The sequence below is a fragment of the Variovorax sp. GW821-FHT09B05 genome (genome assembly GCF_059418265.1).
This window is the reverse complement of record NZ_JBWKPN010000006.1, coordinates 322032-340660: the sequence shown is the minus strand read 5'-3', so window position 1 is coordinate 340660 and position 18629 is coordinate 322032. Positions and strand designations below refer to the sequence as shown.

The following is an 18629-nucleotide window of genomic DNA, read 5'->3' as shown; positions in this document are numbered from 1 at the left end:
GATCAACGCTCACCCAGGCTCTCATGCGCTTCCTGCAATAGCGGGCTCAGCACGTACTCGATGACCCGGCGCGTGCCTGTCTTCACCTCGACATTCACCGACATGCCAGGGCTCGGCGGCACGGCCTTTCCGTCGACCTGCAAAGCGGGGGCGTCGAGCTGGACCTTGACCGAGTAGGTCAGCCTCTTCTTCTCGTCCTGCTGCTTCTCGTCCTCGATGGCGTCGTGCGAGACGTGAGTCACCCTGCCGGCGAGGGTGCCGTACTTCGTGTAGTCGAACGCATCAACCTTGACCTGCGCCTCCTGACCTTCGCGCACGAAGCCAATGTCCTTGTTCTCCAGAAACGCCTCGACCTCCACCGTGTCCTGCTGCGGAACGATCAGCATCAATGGCTGCGCGGCCGGCACGACACCGCCGACCGTATGGACCGCGAGCTGCTGCACCGTGCCGTCGACCGGCGCCGTGAGCCTGAGCAGCCGGCTGTGCGAGGCGGCGCGCACGGCGTCCTGCCGCGCGCCGTGCTCCACGCGGCCGCCTTCCGTGAGCGCATCCAGCGCATCCTTGCGGGTCTGCGCGATCAGCCCCGCGCGCTGGTTGCGCGCATCCGCCAACTGGCCCTGCAGATCAACGCGGGCATGCTCCTTGTCGAGGTAGGCGTGCATGGAGACATCGTGAGCCTGCGCCAGCTCCTTGTAGTCCTCGGCCTGCCGGGCGGCCAGGGCCAATGCATGCGTGAAGCGCTGGATGTCGCCGTCGATGCGCTCGAGCTTACTGCGAAAGTCCCTGTACTGCCCCTGCAGATGGTTCTGCTCCACCTGCCATTGCTCCGACGCCACGCCTTCGACGGCCGGAAGTCGCGGTGCGCTCAGCGTTTCCACGCCTCGGACCAGGGCCCTGGAGCGGGCCGCCTGCAAGGCGGCCACGACGGCGTCGCCCGAGGCCTTGTCGTGCTCGGCGTCGGATGCGCTGGTGTCCAGTTCCAGCAGTGGCTCGCCCGCCTTCACGAACTGGCCTTCGACCACGTGCAGCGCACGCACGCTCGCGGTATCGACCGAGGCGATGCTCTTGGTGCGCCCGCTGGGGATCACCTTGCCCGTCGCGTTCACGACGATGTCGATCTTTCCAAGGATCGACCATGCGAGCGCCAGGACGATCAAGGCCATCAAGGCCCGCCCTGTCCATCGGACGGTGGATGACACCGGGCGCTCCTGGAGCGACAGGGCTGCGGGCATAAACGCCGCCTCGTCTTCATTGAAGACGCCGTGTCGGTGGTCGTGCCGTCGTTCCCAGTGGAAACCGAACACGCGACGGTAGTGCGCCAGCAGGCCTCCATAGGCCTGCGCTCGCTGGCGAATGCTCATCTGGCGGCCACTCCCGCCGACTGAATCGAGGCCTGCTGAGTCGGCGGTACCCGGAGTCCGGCTGCTTGCCCCGCATTGCCCGACTGCAGGTCGTGGAGATGCCGATAGATGCCGTCGCGGATGCCCAGCAACTGAACATGCGAGCCCTGCTCGGCGATCTGGCCGCGCTCCATCACGATGATCCGGCTCGCCTCGCGGACCGCCGAGAGCCGGTGGGCGATGATCAGCACCGTGCGGCCCCTGCAGATCAGGCGCATGTTGTCCTGGATGATCTTCTCCGACTCGTAGTCCAAGGCACTCGTGGCCTCGTCGAAGATCAGGACGCGCGGGTTGCCGATCAATGCGCGCGCGATGGCCACGCGCTGGCGCTGCCCGCCCGACAACCCTGTGCCGTGCTCCCCCACCATCGTGTCGTAGCCTTCTGGCAGCTCGCTGATGAAGTCGTGCGCGCCAGCCAGTTTCGCCGCGGCGATGATGGCCTCGATGGGAAGGGCCGGGTTCGACAGCGCGATGTTGTCGCGGATGCTGCGGTTGAACAGCATGTTCTCCTGCAGCACAACCCCGATCTGCTGGCGCAGCGAAGCGGTGTCGATCAGCGCGAGATCCTGCCCGTCGACCAGCACGCGGCCTCGATCGGGCACGTAGAGGCGCTGCACCAGCTTCGTCAGTGTGCTCTTGCCCGACCCGGAGCGACCGACGATGCCGATCACCTCGCCGGGCTGCACCTTGAGATTCACCGCGCGCAGCACGTCGGGCGCATCCGGGCGGTAGCGAAACGACACTTGGTCGAACTCGAGCTCGCCCGAGATCCGCGGAATCCGCGTCTTCTGCCCGACCACCTCGGTACGCGCGTTGAGGATGTCGCCCAGCCGCTGCATTGAGATCCCAACCTGCTGGAAGTCGTTCCAGAGCTGGGCGAGCCGGATGATCGGAGAGGACACCTGGCCGGCAAGCATGTTGAACGCGACCAGTTGCCCGACGGTCATCTTGTTGTCGACCACGAGCGAGGCGCCGATCCACATGATCGCCGCAGTCACCAGCTTGCTCACGAGCGTCACGCCTCCGCCCGCCACCATCGACACGTTGGTGGCCGAGAGCCCGGCGGAGACATAGGAGGCGAGCTGCTTGTCCCACTTCTGGCTCCAGCGCGGCTCGACGGCCATCGCCTTGACGGTGTCGATGCCGCCGATGGTCTCGACCAGGAACGACTGGTTCTCGGCGCTGCGGTTGAACTTCTCGTTCAGTCGTGCGCGCAGGATAGGCGTGAAGACGACCGAGAGACCGGCGTAGATCGGGATGGACGCCAACACGACCAGAGTGAGCCAGACGCTGTACCAGAGCATCACTGCCAGGAAGACGAAGGAGAACAACAGGTCCATCACTAGCGTGATCGCGTTGCCGGTCAGGAAGGAACGGATGTTCTCCAGTTCCCGGATGCGCGCGACCGAGTCGCCCACGCGTCGCGCCTGGAAGTAGCCGATGGGCAGGGACAGGAGGTGCCTGAACAGCCGGGCGCCGAGCTCCACGTCGATCTTGCTGCTGGTGTGCGCGAACACATAGGTGCGGATACCGATGAGCAGGCCCTCGAAGAGCGTAGCGCCCACCAGACCGATCGCGATGACGTTGAGTGTCTTCATCGCGTGATTGACCAGCACCTTGTCCATCACGACCTGGAAGAACATCGGCGTGACCAGGCCGATGACCTGCAGCACGAGCGAGATCAGGACCACTTCGCCCAGGAGCTTGCGGTACTTGATGACCGCGGGGATGAACCAGCTGAAGTCGAACTTGGCGATGTCGCCGGCGTAGCTGGCCTTCGAGGTGAAGAAGATCAGGTCGCCGGACCATTGGGCCAGGAAGGTATCGAGGGCCAATACCTGCGGTGCCTCGCCCGCGCGCTGGATCAGGACACGCGCCGCCGCTGTGGCCAGTTGGTTCTCCGCCGGGCTGCCTGCGTCGTATCGGCCGACGATCAGGAAGCGGCCCTCGCGATCGAGCGCTATCGCGGGGAAAGGCGCGCGGTCCAGGCGCTCAGGAGCCTGGCGGACCAATTTGGCGGTCAGCCCGAGTTTCCTGGCCGCCAGGATGATCGTCCGTGCGGTGAACGGCTCATGACCACACTCGTGGCGGAGCTGGGCCTCGTCGACGGGCACGCCGTGGTAGCCCGCCATCATCACGAGCGCGAGGAGTCCGGTGTCCATGCCATCCCTGGTTTCGTTTTGCTTCGTCCTCGAGCGGACGTTTGTTTTTGTTCTTGCGAAACCCCGCGTGCCGTGGCAGACGGGGCTATGCCCGGACGGATCGAACTACACCGACCTCATCCGGGCACGTCGCACGCTCAGTGCGCAGTCCCCATCAACGGAGATGCCTGCAGTCGCGGGTCACCGCTTCCGAGCATGGCCGACTGCGCGCCGGCGGTGGGCGCGAAGTTAGCCATGGCTGCGATCAGTTGGTTCAACTGGGTGGCAGCCCGAGTCTGCAGGTCGCTCGCGTTCGGGATGGAGTCGGCGGCCCCGGACACTGGGGCGGCGTCATAGCGGAAGGCGGCATCGCCGGCCAATCCCGTCGACCCATCGGTGCGGGTGAACAGACTCGTGCCGTTGATCGACGATCCGTCCGAAAATTGGATCGCCTCCCCTTGCGGGTTCAGGCCGATGGAGGCGATTCCCAATTGGGTGGGCGTTTGCGCCTTGCCGTCGACGAGCACGCGGAAATCACTCCAGCGCGCATCCGCGGCATCGAGCTTTCCATCGTGGTTGGTATCGAATACATCCCTCAGCACCTGCATGTCGCTGGTGGCGCCCGATTCCCACTCGGTGAAAACCACATCCTTCTTCTGATCGAGCCGGCCCGATCCGTCCGCGTCGATGGCAAGGACACCCTCGCCCGAGGAAGCCCATGCAGTACGGTGTTGTTGGCCATCGCCCGCCATGTCGAAGGTCGGGCCCGACGACAACGGGTCCATGGACAGCGGATCCAGCATGCCGCGGACGCCTTTGCCAGCCAGATCCAGCACAACGGGTGCCTCTATCGGAGCGAGCCCTGGGAATGCACCTGCATACTGCTCTACGGGTCGCAGCGTCCCGGGATAGCCGACCAGATACTTGGTGGCCAACCCGAACTGGTTGTAGTACTGATAGACGACGGTTGAGTAACCCATGAATGGGACGCCATGGAGAACATCGATGTGGGTGCCGTCTACGAGGTTGTCCCGTTCCGACACCAGGGTCCCTTGTGCATTGAAGTTCTGTTGGCTCCAGACCGCGATGCCGGGAACGGAGGTTCCGTTGCTGACATACGTCGCGGTCTGCGAAATCTCCGTGCGCGTGCCATCATGGCGCACGATGGTTTGATGCGTCGACTGGCCTTGGGCGTTGTACGTATTGGTAACGTCAGCGCCGGTGCCGTCGTCATTGTTGATCACCTGCCGCGTCTGTTGACCCTGGGCATTGAACCATGTGCTCACCGAAGACCAGGACTGGGTGCCCGCCGTGTCCCACAGGCTCTCCATGCGCGAGCCATCCGCAAAGTTGTTGCGCTCCCCGACTTGCCGCCCGTTGGCATCGAAGGTCTGTTGCGTCAGAACCGCCGCAGGATCGCCACCGCCTGTTGCCGCATGGATGCCCAGGGGGTAGTAGTCCGCACGTGTCCCGTCATCGTAGATGACCTCCTGCTTGATCAGAGTTCCCTGGCTGTTTTCCCAGTTCGCAAGACTGGCCCAGGTTTCGGAACCATCGACGTCAAACTGTACGTCACGATGCGAGCCGTCCGCGTAGGCATCTCTCTGCCCCACCAACCGTCCCTGCGCGTCAAAATGCTGCTGCGTATTCGCGGCAGCAGGTCCGCCTGGGTCTGCATGGTTGAAAACGGTGCTCGTACCATCATCATTGAAGGTCTCTTGCCGCGTGAGTTGACCCTTTGCGTCAAGCCAAGTCTTGATCTTCGACCACGATTGGCTACCGTCGATGTCGTACAGCTCTTGAATCGACGTACCGTCCTGAAAAGTAGCACGGGCCTGCTTCAAATGCCCGGCGCCGTCGTAGTCGACCTGAGACCCTACCTGCTTCTCGGCTGGCGCCCCACCATCCAGGCCCACGATCGCGCCACCGCCCGACAGGATGTCGGTGACAGAGCCGTCGTTACGCACAGTGTGCTGATGATGTCCTGTGGCATCGACCGTCGTGACCGAACTCGACTGCAATGTTCCATCCGCGTTGAGATCCGTCACCGTTTCCGTGATCGAGCCGTCAATGCCGATCACCGAAACATCGGTATGGTCGATTCGACCGGTATTGTGAGTATCTTCCTTCAAGGTCGTGGTGCGTCCATCGGCACTGATCGTCTCCGTCCCGGTCGCTACAACGATGAAATCCTCATTCTTCTCAGTGATCGTACCCACCCACGATCCGCCGAATTGCTCGAGCCAGTTTTCCTCATGCGCATAGTTGCCTTCGCCGATGTAGTCCGAACTGATGGTTTTCGACAATCCATCAGCACTGATTGAAATATTCGACGAAATTGGAGCATCGAGCGGATCCGGTGCGATCGCCGATCTCCATTGAACAGAACCGACCGCGGACCCGACAAGAGGATCCAACGCTCGCATTGAGCCAGGGTTCCAGACTAACATCGTGTTCGACCCATCGAAATTCGTTGTGTTGGTCGTCCCCCCATCGGAGGCGCCATCACCGTCGAGGTCAATGTCGGTCATGCTCTCGCGCCCGTTCGCGCTGACAGTGGTTTTCGAGCTTTTCCGCAGGACTGCGGTAGTTGAAACGGGAATTCCGTTGGGACCTATCTGGCTGATCCCGAAGTCCTGTGTCATAACGGTAGTCGCGCCACCCGCCTCGATCGATCGGGTAATGACGCGCATCTGATCGTCTACGCCATCGCCGTCATCATCCCACTTGATCGTCGTCGTTCTCCCGTCGTAGCCGGTGGACGAGGTGACTTGGCCGATCTTCGCGTTGTTTGCCGCAAGGTCGGTCACGACGTCACTGGAACTTCCATCCGCCAACTGGGCGACCGTCTCCAGCTGATCGACGATCCCATCGCCATTGGTGTCGCGCGCAATAGTGACCAGTTTCCCGTCACCGCTGGTATTGGTTCGAGTCTTGTTCTTCAGATGAGCTTGCGCATCGAGTTCACTGACATCGACGATCGTGGATCCATCGGCCAGAACCTGCTTCTCGATGACTTCCGTCTGGTCGAAGCTGCCCGATCCGGTCGTATCGTGTTGTACGGTCACTTTGAGACCGTCCGCCTGTGTCGTCGTAACGGTGCGTCCGGCAAGAATGCCAGATCTTGTCCCCGTAATCGTCTCGGTGGTTGATCCATCTGCGTTAAGCACCGTAACGTCATCGTCAACCGCATCGATGGAACTAGTCTCGCCAATGTTTGAAAAGGTTTCCGTTCTCTTTACCAAACCATCGGCGCTCGCGGACACAATGACTTGATCCGTCAGCGCATGGGTCGCGGAGTAGTTTGAGGTCGTAGTGATCCTGGATCCATCCGATCTAACTTCGACATGCACGGTCTGATTCTTGATCATGTCGGCATACATACCGGTTCCATCGTAGGGAATGAACTTCTTGTTGATCGTCATTCCATCCGCGCTGATCGTATCGACTTCCTGGCTATCTATGAATTTCAGAAGAATCTCTTTTGACCCATCCGCGTTAATCGTTGTCTGTTGCCTATCGAACGCATCGACATGCCCCGCATTCGACACTTCCGCGATCGTAACCAGCAATCCATCAGCGTTGGCCAAGTAACTCCACTGATCCTTTACCGTATGACCGTCCGGCTGCAGATCAGAAACATCCGTATTACTGTCTCCGTAGAAATCCAGCCAGCTTTTGCTGGTCTGATCGAGCACGCCATCTCCATTGATATCCTTATTGACCGTCGTGGTCAATTTGTCGGCACTGATGATCGTCGTGACCCGGTCATGAAGCGAACCATCCGCGTTGATGTTCGACACAGTCTCGGTAGTAGATCCGTCGGCATTGGTGGTCTTGATATCCGTGCGGGTCCGGTTGTAGACGCCCGTTCCGGTCGCATCCATCTGAACAGTGACAGAAAGTCCATTGGCGCTGGTTGTGGTGGCCACCCTATCCTTGAGCGCACCGCCAGGTTTGAATTCGGACATCGTTACGGTCTTGGAGCCGTCAGCGTTGAGGGTCGTTATCGAACTCGAAGATCGATCGACGGTCCCATTTTCGTCAAGGTCCGTGCTTGTCGTCGTCGTCAGGCCATTGGCGCTGGTGCGGATCGTGGTCGACGAAAGCTTTTGACTTCCATCGACTGTGTACGTTGATATCACTTCGGTCCGGCCACCATCGGCGTCGATAGTAGTGACATCGGTCGTTCTTTCACCGTTGCCACTGAAGTCGAAAGACGTTTCGTTGATTGTCCTGCCATCGGCGCTCGTGCTGCGAGTCGTCTGACTCAGGATGCTGCCGTTCGCGCTCTTTACCGAGGTTGTCTCTACGCTGCTGCCATTGCTATTCAGCACGGAGGTATCAGTGCTTATTCTCTCGGCCGTGCCATCACCATTCGAGTCAATTGACACCATGGTGGACAATCCGTCAGCGCCTGCTGTAGTGACTGCCCGGTCGATCAGCTTCGAATCGGAACCAGCGTAATGCGAAACGGTATCGGTCTTCGAACCATCGACATTCAGTACCAGAACGTCGGTTTCCTTATTCTCGTAGATTCCATCCCCATCGGAATCCGTCTGAGTCGTCGTCGACAATCCGTTGCCGCTGGTGTTGATGACAACCCTATCGAGCAGAGTCTGGTCGCCGCTCATCCTTGTTCTTGTCTCCGTCTTCGATCCGTCGGCGTTCAACACTGTGACGTCGCTCGTCGACCAGTCGGTAGTTCCAAGCCCCACCGTTTCGTTCTGAGTTGTAGTGCTGAGGCCATTCGCGCTCGTGGTTGTCGTCGAGATGGCCTTCTCGGTCGTGTCGCCGTTTGGGTCGGCGACGGTTCGAGTGATCGATCCGTCCGCATTCAACACGCTCTCTATGATCTCTTCAGGAGCACCGTCCCCATTGCTGTCGATGGTCGTGGTCGTAGTCCTGTGATCGGCGCTCGTGACGATCACCGTTTGCGCCAGCAGCGCGCCGGTCTTGCTCGTTGTCGATACGGTTTCCGTGCGAGTACCGTCGACACCCAAGGCAATGACATCGGTCTCGGTCTGGTCGATGATTCCGTTGCCATCGAGGTCGACGGTCTTGGCTTGACTTTCCCCGTCGGCGCTGGTCGTGGTGACGGAGCTGTCTATCAAGGATCCATTCGAACTCAGGTCTTTCCTGGTTTCGGTGCGCGACCCATTTGCATTGACTACGATGGTGTCCGATGTGACAGACTCATAGATGCCATCCCCGTTGGCATCGGTCTTTACCGTTGTCGCCAATCCACCTGCGAGAACGGTAGTCAAGGTCCGTTGGACGATGGTTCCGTTCGGCGCGAACGTTGAAACTGTCGTCGTCGTGGACCCGTCGGCGTTGACGATGATGGATCTCGTTTGCTCGTTCGTGCCATCGCCGTTAGCGTCAATGACCGTATTGATGGTCTTCTGATCGGAACTGGTGGTGGTCACCGTCTTGCTCAACAAGGTGCCATTGCCGCTCTTCGTTGAGACGGTCTCGGTCTTGACACCTCCAGTTGCCGTGACGGTCACATCCGAGAACACTCGATCAACCGCCGCATCGCCATTCGCATCCGTCGAAACAGTTTTCGACAAACCGTCGGCAGTCATGACCGTCACATTGGAATTCCTCAACGTTCCATTCGCGTTCTTTTCTTGCACCGTGGTCGTCACCGACTTGTCGGTACCCACCACGATCGTTGATGTCGTAACAAGGTCAAAAGTACCGGTGCCGCTGTGATCCATCTGCACGGTCTTCGACCGGCCATCCGCGCTTGTCGTTACGACCTGCTTGTCGATCAAGAAGCCACTGCTTCCCGTGTCCGATACCGTCTCGACCCGACTGCCATCCGTCTTTACCACCGTCGAATCGATCTTGATCTGATCGAATACGCCGGATCCACTGTTGTCGGTCTTCGTGGTCTTGGTCAATCCGTCGGTGCTGGTAGTAACGAGGGTCTGGTTGATCACCTTGCCATTGGCGGCGAGATTCTTCGTCGTTGTCGATGCCGAGCCATTGACATTGCTCACATAGATCTGTGATTGATCCCAGATGCCGTCCCCGTTGGTATCGATCTGGGTCGTGACCGTCCTGGTATCTGCGCTGGTCGTTGAAGCGGTTCGGTCCTTGAGCGAGCTATCGACGTTGAAGTCGCTCGTGGTCTGCGTTGTCGACCCGTCGGAGTTGACGACCGAGACAACCGTCTGCGATCGGTCAAACACGCCATCGCCGTTGTCGTCGTACTTGATTGTCTTGCTCAAGCCATTCGCGCTAAGCGTGACGACGTTCTCGAACGCCTTGGAGCCGTCGGCGTTGGACCCGACGATATCGGTGGTGACCGAGCCGCCCGCGTTGGTCGTCTGGGTCTGGCGGATGAGATAGCCGTTGCTGTCGACTGCCAGGATGGCGTCACCCACCTGACCTTTTGTTCCATCGGACTTCGTGTAAGTCGTCGTGCCGGTAATGGCGGAACCATCTCCAAAGGTCTGGCCACTGCCTGTCGGCGTCAAATCAATCGATGCAACGCCAAGCGAGGCCAGAGACACCATCTGGCCGTTGACCACCACCTTGAACTGAGACCAGTTTGCATCCCCTGCGTCAATCTTGCCGTTGTGGTTCGTGTCGAATACGTCTTTCAACGCCTGCAGGTCGGATGTTGCCGTGGGATCCCACTCCGTGAAGGCGTACTGGTTCTTCTGATGGAGCTTGCCGTCGCCGTAGAGGTCCAACGCCAGCACTCCGTTGCCGGCTGCGGCCCAAGCAGTTCGGTGCTCGTATCCGCTGCCATCGGTATCGACGAACTGTGTCGATGAGGACGAGCTATCGAGCTTCAAACCCTTACCGTCTAGATTGAGGACGACGGGGCCGAAATCACCAAAATCCCAAAAACCACTATCGTCCCCAAACTCTGAAGGGGAGAATCCAAAATTCAATTCAGGAAACCCTGGATCAGAGAATACTGGAAGCGAGAACTCCGGCAGCGGCAGATCATATGTAGGAAGTGGAAAATTAAGACCCGGAAATCCATCCGACCCCAGTGGCTCCAAACTGAAACTCGGATACGCCCAACTGAGATCGGGCGGCGTGAAATTCAATCCCAGCGAAGAATTTGGGAAAAATGTTGATTCACCGAACTGAGGATACGCAGGGCCAATATCTGTCAGCCCAGGCAAGAAAAAACCGTTAGTGCCAGCAGAGGCGTATGCACTTCCATTTCCTTCATAAACAGGTGGATTTCCATTGGTGTATCCCAGGGTCGTTTGAGCAACAGCAGTAAAAAGCCGAGACCCCCCCGCAGCGCCGAGCCCCGCAAACATTGATCCCAATCCTATCGAAATAGGATTAGGAAACCCACCGCCGAGAAAATCACCCAAAGCCCCCCCGAGATCACCAAAAATTATTCCGCCATCGATCGAGGCTGCATTAACAATGGCCTCGCTGTAATTTCCATTTATTACATTGCCAATTCCTTTTGCGCCATCAACGGCAGAGCCCACAAACATCCCTATCCTTGGTATCGCGCTCGAGTTCTCGGCTCCATATGACAGGGCTTGATAAAAGGACCCTGTTCCGATGGTATAGGCATCAAACGCCGCATTTGACGGGCCAGCCTGCCCGGCGTATCCCGCACTGATCAAGTTTCCCCAGAAGCTCCCGAGAATGCTCGGTACTTGTGTAGCAAAAGCTTGCACCTGTGCTGCGTATGCTTGCATCCGCAATGCATATGCGCCTGCATTGGCGCCCGCAACATTTGCTTGCCCCTGCACTCCAATACTGCCATCAAACAAGCCATCCATTAAAATCTCCTTTTTTAGTTTGCCCTATTTCGATCTGATTTTCAGAATTCCGATGAAGAGCCCCACCGCAAAAATGCAACCAGCCATCTGCCCAACCGTCAGGCAGATGACAATAAAACTGCCACTCAGCTCGTCAAACCAAAACCTAGAGCCCCCGCCAGGGAAAACAAAAACAAATGCAAACAAAACCGCCAGAAATCCGCCGAAAAGTAAGACTTTTGATCGTGGCTGTTTTTTGTAAAATTCCGTGTATTTTTCACTCATTGAATTCGTTGAAATAAATCCAAGAACCAGAAATATTGGCGAAATTATCCAGAATATGGAATAAAAAACACCCCAGTATGCCTTGTAGTTATTCCACTTACTCAAATATCGAAGCATCGGGACCACGGTGCCGACTTTTTCCACCAAGACAGTCGCCAACGATGAGTACTCCCATCCCTCTTGAAATAAAAACCTCATGAACACAATATGGCAAAAGGAGATAATGAGCATTAAGTAAAAATAATGCTCGGGGCGCTTGGGTTTTTTTGCAATCATTTATATCAAGATTTTCTCTCACGCCCCAAAATCACAAAATTCCGACATCGACAAACTCTCCATCGAGGGAAATTCTTCGAATTTGAGCGAAATGTATCTGTTTTTTCGATGACAGATTTGTGACTTTATTAGAATGGAATTAGGTTAATCGCCGGAGTGAACATCAAGCGATTTCTGACTGGCGCCTGACCAATTTATTTTTATTCTTGTTGCCTTGCTGAGAGAACAAGGTTCATATACAGCAGGCACTATTGGAAACTGGGCGACGCGTTGCGCTCAGTGGGCATGCCCAAGCCGAAAGACGGAAACGATCGGCGCAGTCGTTCGAACAAACCGCGGAGTCCAAACACTCTGCGCGGATCACCTAGTAGACTGCTTCTTGAAAACGCGGATCCTGGCCCGCATGAGGTGGGGCAAGATGGAATGTTGGGGTCCAGAGACCGGAACCGATCCCCGCACTAAACTAATAGAGGCAAGCTATCCTGCGGCAAACGACCAGCTCATGCCAAAAGTAGCGGGCTCGGTGAACTGCGCAGACATGTTCGAGCCTTGCATGCCTTGACGGATAACGTCGACGAGCTCTGTTGCCTCCCGTCAATAAGGCGACCGATCGCTACCCACGATTGGTAAAACTCGCATTCCCCAACCCCGTGCCGATCGTCAGCACCGCCCAATGCCCGACATCGCGCATGAACGGCAGCTCGCTCAAGCCCTGCACCACCGCGTCGTTGTGCATCAGCACCAGCGTCGGGCCCGAGCCGATCATCGGCATGCGGCGCCACAGCGCGCTCGGCAGGTGGAAGTTCTCGCTCTCCCAGTCGCCCGGCAGGTTCTGCGCGCCGCGCGCGATCGAGCCGTCCTTGCGGATCAGGCCCGGGCAGGCGATGCCGATGAAGGGCGCGAGCCGGATCTTCTTGCGTTCCGCATAGCGCACCATGTCCTCCAGCATGCCGGCCACGTGCTCGACGAAGTTGGTGCGGCTGGGCTTCTCGTCGGCATGACGCCACTTCTCGCGCCGCACCACCTTCGCGAGCGAGAAGTCGCGCGCCTTGCGATGGCGCGTCTTCACGATGCCGCAGCGCACGTTGGTGCCGCCGATGTCGATCGCGAGGATCGCGTCGTGCTTCTTGAGCATCTCGGGCGGCGTCAGGTGTACCCAGCCGATCAGCCCGCCGTCGTCGACCTCGTGCGAGAGCCGGCCGAGCTGCACGTGCACGCCCATCTCCTCGAGGATCGCGCCGGCCTCGAGGATCGCGCGCTCGCCGGCCTCGCTCTCGGGAAAGCCGCCGCCCACCACGATGCGCTCGACCTTCTCCCACGAGGGCTGATGCAGGAAGCGCTGGATCACGGCCGCGAGCTCCTGCGCGAACTCGCCGATCGCGCTGTGCATCACGTTGGCCGCATCGCTGACCTTCTGGCCGCGCAGCAGCCGATCGAGCTCCTTCTTGCTCATGTCGCGCGAATGCCGCAGGCCCAGCGGATCGGTGCCGTCGCTGCGGTGCTTGCGGCGCCAGCGCTCGAGCAGCACGCGAAACGCGGTCTGGCTCGCCTGGTCGCCGACGAAGCCCTCGTTGTCGCGCAACTGCAGGCTGTAGCCGTCGACCTGCAGCTTGGGCAGTTCGCGCAGGCCGTGGACGTCGGGGCCGGGGAGGTCGATGCGCGACGCGGACGGATCGCCGGCCTTGCGCTTGCTCTTCGGCGTAGCCGGTTCGGACTTCGGCTTCTTCTTCGCGGTCGTCGCGGTCGTGGACTTCTTCATGGACCCAGTGTGGCCGCGCCCAGGGCCGCGCCGCATCGGCGCCGCGCACAGCAGGCTGTAGGACGCCGACGGGTACGCCGCGCGCGGGCTTGTCTATACACTGGCCGCGATGCACCCGCCCCACTCCCTCCGGCGCGTCGCGCTGCCCCTCGTGCTCGTGCTGCTGGCGGCCATCGCCTGCCTGTGGTTGGCGGCACCGGCCCGCGCGGCCACCGACGACGGCACGCTGCGCGTCGGCTCCAAGCGCTTCACCGAGTCCTACATCCTGGCCGAGCTGCTCGCGCAGACCGCCGCGCCGCACCTGGCGAACAAGCCGGTGGTGCGCCAGGGCCTGGGCAACACGGCCATCGTCTACGAGGCGCTGCGCTCGGGCGCGATCGACCTCTATGCCGAATACACCGGCACCATCGCGCTCGAGATCCTCAAGGGCTCGCCCGCGGCCACGCGCGAGCAGATGAACGCCTCGCTCGCGCCGCTGGGCCTGGGCGTGGCGATATCGCTGGGCTTCAACGACGGCTATGCGCTCGCGGTGCGCGCGGCCGATGCCGACCGGCTCGGGCTGCGCAGCCTCGGCGACCTCGCGAAGCATCCCGAGCTGAAGCTCGGCCTGTCGAACGAATTCATCGGCCGCGCCGACGGCTGGAAGGGCCTGGCCGCGCGCTACGGCTTCACGCAGACGCCCACCGGCCTCGACCACGGCCTGGCCTACGACGCGATCGGCGCCAGGCAGGTCGACGTGATCGACATCTACACCACCGACGCCAAGATCGACCACCTGGGCCTGCGCGTGCTCGAGGACGACCGTCAGTACTTCCCGCGCTACGACGCGGTGGTGCTCTACAAGCTCGACCTGCCGCAGCGCCTCCCGAAGGCCTGGGCCGCGCTGCAGAAGCTCGAGGGCCGCGTCGACGAGCACGCGATGATCGCGATGAACGCGCGCGCCGAGCTGCAGAGCGTGCCCTTCGACACCATCGCGCGCGACTTCCTCGCGAGCGCCGGCAAGGACGGCGCGGCGCCGCAGGACACGCGACGCGGCTTCACGGCCAAACTCTTCGGCCCCGACCTCTGGCAGCTCGCGCGCCAGCACCTGCTGCTGGTGGCGCTGTCGGTGGGCGTGGCGATCCTCGTCGGCGTGCCGATCGCGATCCTGGTGTTTCCGCACCTGCGGCTGCGCGCCCTGGTGCTGGGCGTCGCGAGCCTGATGCAGACCGTGCCCTCGCTGGCGCTGCTCGCGGTGCTGATCTCGATGCTCGGCGCCATCGGCACCCTGCCCGCGCTGATCGCGCTCACGCTCTATTCGCTGCTGCCGATCATGCGCAACACCGTGACCGGCCTGGCCGAGGTGCCCAACGGCCTGCGGCTGGCCGGCACCGCGCTCGGCATGACCTCGAAGCAGAGCCTGCGGCTGGTGCTGCTGCCGCTGGCGCTGCCCACGCTGCTCGCGGGCGTGCGCACCGCCACCGCGATCGCCATCGGCACCGCGACCATCGCCGCCTTCATCGGCGCGGGCGGCTTCGGCGAACGCATCGTGACCGGGCTCGCGCTCAACGACCGCGAGCTGCTCGTGGCGGGCGCGCTGCCGGCGGCGGCGCTGGCGCTGCTGAGCGAGGGCGTGTTCGAGCTGGTGGAGTTCTGGCTGCGCCGGCGCCGCCGCGCGCCGCCGGCATCGACAGTGCCTTGAGGCCCTCGCGCAGCAGCCGCGCGCCCACGCCCAGCGGCTTGTCGGCGCGGTGGCAGAAGTAGGCGCGGTGGCCGGTCTCGCCGTCCACGCCGAGGCGGCCCACCGGTAACTGCACTAGCGTGCCCGCGGCGATGTCGGCCGCCACCAGCCATGACGGCATCTTTCCCCAGCCGAGGCCTGCGCGCAGCAACGCGAGCTTGATCTGCATGTCGCCCGCGCGCCAGGTGGTGGGCGAGAGCACGTCGAAGTCCTGGCCCGCGCTGAGCGCGCTCGCATCCTCCACCACGATCTGCAGATGCCGCGCGGCCGCGTCGTCGAGCGAGCCGCGGGCCTTCTTCTTCGCGAGCATCGCCAGCGGATGCGCGGCGGCCGCCACCGCCACCATCGACAGCGGCATCAGGAACTCTCGCGCGATGCGCTCGTCGAGCTGCGAGAAGGCCGAGATCGCGATGTCGCAGCGGCCGCTGTGCAGCGCCTCGACCGGCGCGCCCATCGAGCCGTACTCGATGCGCATCGCGATGCCCGGATGCACCGCGTGAACGCCGCGGATGGCGGCGGCCACGAGCTCAATCGGGAACAGCGTGTCGACCGCGATCGAGAGGCCGAGCTCGATGCCCTGCTCGATCCCCTGCGCGCGGGCGCGCAAGGCATCGACCTTCGCGAGGATCTGCCGCACGTCGCCCAGCAGCGCCTGGCCCGCGGGCGTGAGCACGGGCTTGTGGCCCGAGCGGTCGAACAGCAGCACCTGCAGCTGCTGCTCGAGGTTGGCGACGGCCTGGCTCACGGCCGACTGCACGCGGTGCAGCCGGTCCGCGCCCGCGCGAAAGCTGCCGGCCTCGGCCACCACCACGAACATCTGCATCTGGGACAGCGTGAGCGCATCCAGCATGGGCTTCTCCTCTTTCGGGCAATGCGAGTCGATCGGTTCGATCGATGAAGTCGACCGATATTATTTGCTTTCATCGATGGGCCTCCACGGCCAGACTGGCGCCCATGCACTCCACGTCCGCGCCGCTGCCCTCCTCCACCGCCACCACCGCCTGGACCGGCGTCGCCCTGGTCGTCGCCGCGGGCGTGATCGCCGCGCTGCAGGTCGGCAAGGTCGCGATCGCGGTGCCGCAATTGCGCGAGGACTTCGGGCTCGGCCTGTCGGCGATCGGCTGGCTGATGGCGGTGTTCTCGCTGCTCGGCGTGCTCGGCGCCATTCCGGTCGGCGCCTGGATCGCGCGCGCGGGCGACCGTCGGCTGCTCGCGGCCGGCCTGCTGGCGCTGGCCGTCGGCAGCACCATCGGCGCCCTGGCTGGAAGCCTGGCCGCGCTGTTGTTCGCGCGCGTGGTCGAGGGCCTGGGCTTCCTGCTGATCGTGATCGCCGGGCCCGCGCTGCTGCAACGCATCGTCGCGCCCGCCGCGAAGGACCTGGCCTTCGCGATCTGGAGCTGCTTCATGCCGGTCGGCATCGCGATCGCCTTCTTCGTCGGCTCGGTGCTCGAGGGCTGGCGCGGCTTCTGGCTCGCGAACGGCCTGCTCGCGCTGGTGCTGCTGGCGCTGGTGCTGGCGGCCGTGCCCCGCGGGGAGCGCGACGCGCGCCGGCTGTCGTGGCGCGACATCGCGGGCGACACGACCCGCACGCTCGCGGCGCCCGCGCCGCTGCGGCTCGCGCTGTCCTTCGCGATCTACAGCCTGCAGTTCTTCGCGCTGTTCAACTTCCTGCCGGTGCTGCTGATCGAGCGCATGGGCGCGAGCGTGGCCACGGCCGGGCTGCTGAGCGCGCTGGCCTGCCTCGCGAACGTGGGCGGCAACCTCGCGGCCGGCCTGCTGCTGGCGCGCGGCACGCCGCGCTGGCTGCTGGTGGCGATCGCGACCGCCACCATGGGCATCGCCGCGCTCGGCATCTTCCTGCCGCTGCTGGCGGCGCTGCCGACCTTCGTGCTGTGCCTGCTGTTCTCGGGCGCCGGCGGGCTGCTGCCAGCGACCCTCCTGGCCTCGGCCGAACGGGCCGCGCCGGAATCGCGACTCGCGCCGCTCACGGTCGGCCTGCTGATGACCGGCAACAACGTCGGCCAGATGATTGGACCGGTACTGGTCGGCGGCGCGGTCGAGGCGCTGGGCTGGCCGGCCGCCGCCGCGATCGTGGCGCTCGCGAGCGTGGCGGGGCTGTGGGTGGCGATGGGGTTGCGCGGCTTGCGCTGAGAGCGGAAGCGATCACCGAGCCCGGGGGCCCGCCTGAACTCGCGTCACGGCGCGACCGGCGCTTCCTCCTGGAAAGCCTTGTGCAGCAATGCCACGAACTCCGGGGCAGCCGGAACCGGCACGCTGCCGATCCGTCGCACGGCGATGCCCGGTGTCCACGAGTTCATGACCACCGCGCCGGACAGCGTCGGCAGATTGGCGACGGTCACCTCCTGGGACCGTTGCGGCACGTTCATGCGCGCCAGTTGCCGCCGCAGGATGCCCATCGTGGTTCCCCCAAGCACCTCGGCCTCGGGCCAGACGACCGCCCGGCCGTCCCAGAAGGCCAGGTTCCAGATCGTTGCCTCGCTGAGCCGACCGTGGCGATCGACGAAGGCCGCATCGTCGAAGCCCTGGCTGACAGCCTGGCGCAGGTAGTAGGTCTTGGCCACCTCGCCCACGTGCTTGATCCCTGGCAACACCCGCTCGTACTCGACGACCGCCAGGGACAACGGCCCCGCCGGGCCCGACGATGGCGCACCGGTGCGCACCAGCACCTGCGGTGTCGCCTCGGGACCGGCCACGGTGAATTCGCCCGCGGGCGAATACACGGTGGCCATCAGCGACAGATCGGGCGGGCCCGCGTCCAGTGCGGCGCGCAGGGCGGACCTCAGCTGCTCCTGCGGCAAGGCCTGGCCGAACAGCTCGATCGACGCAACACGCAGACGCTCCAGGTGCAGGTCGAGCCCACGGACCTTCTTCCGCCGAACCTGCATGGCGGTGAAATGCGCAAAGCCCGCGAAGGCGAGCGGCACCAGCGCCTCGGCGCTCACGGGCCGACCGTTGCGCTGCGCCACGAAGCCACCGTCCGGCGCGGCAACTCCGCCCGCGGCGTGGGCGTCGACGGAGGAAAACGCCGCCGCGACGGTGCCCGCCCCGAAGATTCCGGCCGCCCGAACCAGGCGCCGCCTGTTCGCCGAGATCAGTGTCGTCGGATTGCGCTCCATGCCGATGCCGGCGATACCTGCGGTGGCGTCGTTGCCCATGTCGAGTTCCTTGAAATGGAAGGGTTCCGCGCGTCGGTCTCCGTGCGACGGATCGCGACGCGGCGTGTCTCGGCATTGTTGGGATCGGCGCCCATGCGCGCTATCCATCGACCGCCGC

The 18629-nt window shown here is 62.5% G+C and carries 8 protein-coding genes and 1 pseudogene; 2 read left to right on the top strand and 7 right to left on the bottom strand.

What is annotated here, in order from left to right; genetic code table 11:
- Positions 1-2: 2 nt before the first annotated feature.
- From AC07RM_RS18315 to AC07RM_RS18295, 5 genes are all read right to left on the bottom strand, one after another.
- Positions 3-1361, bottom strand: coding sequence for an HlyD family type I secretion periplasmic adaptor subunit (locus AC07RM_RS18315; protein WP_495335426.1), 1359 nt, complete (start codon positions 1359-1361; stop codon positions 3-5).
- A complete protein-coding gene (locus AC07RM_RS18310) occupies positions 1358-3562 on the bottom strand; it encodes a type I secretion system permease/ATPase (protein WP_495335425.1) in 2205 nt (734 codons plus the stop codon). The genes AC07RM_RS18315 and AC07RM_RS18310 overlap by 4 nt, the downstream gene beginning before the upstream one ends.
- Positions 3563-3699: 137 nt before the next feature.
- Positions 3700-11316: a beta strand repeat-containing protein gene (locus AC07RM_RS18305; RefSeq protein WP_495335424.1), complete on the bottom strand. Its 7617-nt coding sequence runs from the start codon at positions 11314-11316 to the stop codon at positions 3700-3702.
- 24 nt (positions 11317-11340) lie between these two features.
- A complete protein-coding gene (locus tag AC07RM_RS18300) occupies positions 11341-11856 on the bottom strand; it encodes a hypothetical protein (protein ID WP_495335423.1) in 516 nt (171 codons plus the stop codon).
- A gap of 613 nt (positions 11857-12469) precedes the next feature.
- On the bottom strand, positions 12470-13615 hold the full coding sequence (locus AC07RM_RS18295) for an ROK family protein (protein ID WP_495335422.1): 1146 nt from the start codon (positions 13613-13615) through the stop codon (positions 12470-12472).
- A gap of 109 nt (positions 13616-13724) precedes the next feature.
- On the opposite strand from AC07RM_RS18295, the gene AC07RM_RS18290 reads away from it, so the two are divergent.
- On the top strand, positions 13725-15296 hold the full coding sequence (locus AC07RM_RS18290; protein ID WP_495335421.1) for a glycine betaine ABC transporter substrate-binding protein: 1572 nt from the start codon (positions 13725-13727) through the stop codon (positions 15294-15296).
- Positions 15297-15351: 55 nt separating this feature from the next.
- On the opposite strand, the pseudogene AC07RM_RS18285 reads toward AC07RM_RS18290, so the two are convergent.
- A pseudogene (locus AC07RM_RS18285) lies at positions 15352-16158 on the bottom strand (LysR family transcriptional regulator); the annotation flags it as partial.
- A 131-nt stretch (positions 16159-16289) separates the two neighbouring features.
- Here AC07RM_RS18285 and AC07RM_RS18280 point away from each other — a divergent pair.
- On the top strand, positions 16290-17486 hold the full coding sequence (locus tag AC07RM_RS18280) for an MFS transporter (protein ID WP_495335420.1): 1197 nt from the start codon (positions 16290-16292) through the stop codon (positions 17484-17486).
- Positions 17487-17530: 44 nt separating this feature from the next.
- On the opposite strand, the gene AC07RM_RS18275 is transcribed toward AC07RM_RS18280, so the two are convergent.
- Entirely contained in the window at positions 17531-18511 is a 981-nt protein-coding gene (locus AC07RM_RS18275) for an aminotransferase class IV family protein (RefSeq protein WP_495335419.1), read from the bottom strand.
- Positions 18512-18629 lie beyond the last annotated feature (118 nt).

Coding starts and splice junctions, on each gene's coding strand:
- AC07RM_RS18295 (WP_495335422.1), bottom strand. CDS start 13,615: ATGAAGAAGTCCACGACCGCGACGACCGCGAAGAAGAAGCCGAAGTCC.
- AC07RM_RS18300 (WP_495335423.1), bottom strand. CDS start 11,856: ATGATTGCAAAAAAACCCAAGCGCCCCGAGCATTATTTTTACTTAATG.
- AC07RM_RS18275 (WP_495335419.1), bottom strand. CDS start 18,511: ATGGGCAACGACGCCACCGCAGGTATCGCCGGCATCGGCATGGAGCGC.
- AC07RM_RS18290 (WP_495335421.1), top strand. CDS start 13,725: ATGCACCCGCCCCACTCCCTCCGGCGCGTCGCGCTGCCCCTCGTGCTC.
- AC07RM_RS18280 (WP_495335420.1), top strand. CDS start 16,290: ATGCACTCCACGTCCGCGCCGCTGCCCTCCTCCACCGCCACCACCGCC.
- AC07RM_RS18315 (WP_495335426.1), bottom strand. CDS start 1,361: ATGAGCATTCGCCAGCGAGCGCAGGCCTATGGAGGCCTGCTGGCGCAC.
- AC07RM_RS18305 (WP_495335424.1), bottom strand. CDS start 11,316: ATGGATGGCTTGTTTGATGGCAGTATTGGAGTGCAGGGGCAAGCAAAT.
- AC07RM_RS18310 (WP_495335425.1), bottom strand. CDS start 3,562: ATGGACACCGGACTCCTCGCGCTCGTGATGATGGCGGGCTACCACGGC.